This is a genomic window from Corallococcus carmarthensis (assembly GCF_003611695.1).
Taxonomy (GTDB): Bacteria; Myxococcota; Myxococcia; order Myxococcales; family Myxococcaceae; genus Corallococcus; species Corallococcus carmarthensis.
Map to the genome: position 1 here is coordinate 1 of NZ_RAWE01000433.1, position 2,170 is coordinate 2,170.

The 2,170-nt window shown below is 72.9% G+C and carries 2 protein-coding genes; both read right to left on the minus strand.

Features of this window, described 5'->3' with window-relative positions:
• A partial coding sequence (locus D7X32_RS44175; RefSeq protein WP_147450527.1) for an Hsp70 family protein occupies positions 1–1,668 on the minus strand: 1,668 nt, incomplete at its 3' end.
• An 88-nt stretch (positions 1,669–1,756) separates the two neighbouring features.
• Positions 1,757–2,170, minus strand: a 414-nt coding sequence (locus D7X32_RS44180) for a DUF2760 domain-containing protein (protein ID WP_147450528.1), incomplete at its 5' end; no start/stop codon positions are given.

A 2,170-nucleotide genomic window follows, 5' to 3' on the forward strand; every position in this document is an offset into this window, starting at 1 on the left:
CTCCGACTCCACGTCCTCCACCATCACGCCCACCCGGTCGTCGCGACGCACGGATGACGCGAAGAAGCGGAAGCTCGTGGGCTCGCCGGTGACGAGTCCGAACTCCTGCGGCGGCACGTCCGCCTGCGTCCCTTCCTCCATGCCGAAGGGCGCGACGCACAGCGCCTTCACCGGCGGCTCCATGCCCGGCACCGCCGGCATCGCCGTCTCCACGCCCACGTAGTAGGCGCGCGCCGTGCCGCCGCGGATCCGCAGGCCGTGCCCCTGGCGCACCCAGCCGTAGTACGCCGCGCCCCGCGCCACCGCGAGGTCCAGGTCCGCCCCCTCCAGCTCCTTCGCCGGGGGCGCCCCTTCCGCGGCGAGCCACTGGTTGAGGACCTCCATGACGCGGCCCTTCAGCGGCCCGGCCTTGAAGACGCCGCCGTTGAAGAGCACCGCGGTGGGGTGCAGGAAGCCCTTGCCCGTCACGTCCACCGGCGAGTCCGTGCTGGCCGACAGCGCCTGCGCCTGCCGGGTGAGGAACGCCGCCAGGTGCTTCGTCACCGCCGGGTCCTGCGCGTACGGCAGCGCCATCTGCGCCAGGCCCGTGCGCCGGGCGGTGCGCGGCAGGTCCGCCACCTGCGTCACCGGGAAGAAGCCGTCCGTGAGGACGCGGTCCAGCTCCTCGCGCGTCAGCTCCGTGCGCAGCGTGCCGCCGATGAGCGACGAGCCGCGGCCCGGAATGGCGATAGGGACCCGGTCCAGGGAGGCGTCCGCGTACAGCGTCTCCTTCGCGTGCCGGCACCCGTAGGTGAGGCCGTTGAACTGCCACGCGTCCAGCTTGCGCCCGTCCGCCGCCATCCGCTGGTTGAGCGTGTGCGCCAGGGCGAGGTCCATGTTGTCGCCGCCCAGCAGGATGTGGTCGCCCACCGCCACGCGCAATAGCTCCAGGTCGCCCTCGCGGTCCTTCACGGTGATGACGGAGAAGTCGGACGTGCCGCCGCCCACGTCCACCACGAGAATCACCTCCCCGGGCTGCACCTGCCTGCGGAAGTTCTCCCCCATCGCCTCCAGCCACGCGTACAGCGCGGCCTGAGGCTCCTCGAGCAGCGTGATGTGCTCGATGCCCGCCGCCTTCGCGGCCTCCAGCGTCAGGTCGCGCGCCGCCGCGTCGAAGGACGCCGGGACGGTGACGATGACCTCCTGCTGGGACAGCGCGTTGCCGGACTCCTCCTGCGCGCGGGCGAAGGTGTGGTCCCACGCCTCCTTCAGGTGGCGCAGGTAGCGCGCGGACGCGTCCAGCGGCGACACGCGCTGCACCTCCGGCGGCGCCTGCCAGGGCAGGAGCGCCGAGCGCCGGTCCACGCCCGGGTGCGACAGCCAGCTCTTCGCGGAGGACACCAGCCGCGTGGGCACCTTGGCCCCGTGCGAGCGGGCGAAGTCACCGACGATGACGCCCGGCTCCGCGTTCCACGGCAGCGCCAGGCTGCCCTCCGGGAACTCCTGCGCGCTGGGGAGGTAGAGGAAGGAGGGCAAGAGCGGGCGCGCTTCCACGGTGCCGGGCGCCGTCACCTGCGGCACGGGCAGCATGGACTGCGAGGGGCCGCGCGGCTTGCCGTCCTCCAGGTTGAAGTAGGACACCGCGGAGTGCGTGGTGCCCAGGTCGATGCCGATTGCGTATCGGGCCATATCGGTCAGGAACCCCGGAAAGGGGCCTTGTGGTTCCTTGAAGGGGATGGGACTTCGAAGGACGCGCCGCCTGCTGCCCGAGCGGGCATCAGGTGAGCTCGACTTCCGCCGGCGCCAGCACGCGCGGCTCCATGGCGGGGCTGACGGACGGGAACTTCACCTCCGTGGTCACCCAGCCGTGGTGCCGGAGCGTGCCCCCATGGGGAGGCTGGCCGGCGACGTTGCCGGTGAGCCGGATGCGCTGCGCGTCGAACCCGGCGGGCACCGTCACGGTGTCGCCCTCGCCCTGCGGCAGCACCGGCTGGAGCGTCAGGTACTGGTGCACCACCTTGCGGCAGCCCTCGTGGACGATGCGGGCCGCCGCGCCCACGTCCGCGTCTGGGAAGGCCGCCACGTTCTCCTGCACGAAGTCCAGGAAGCGGCCCTCGCGCTGGAGCATGGCCAGGAGCGACAGGGCACTGGCGTGCTCGCGCTCGGGGGGCAGGGGCGCCGGGGCGACGGG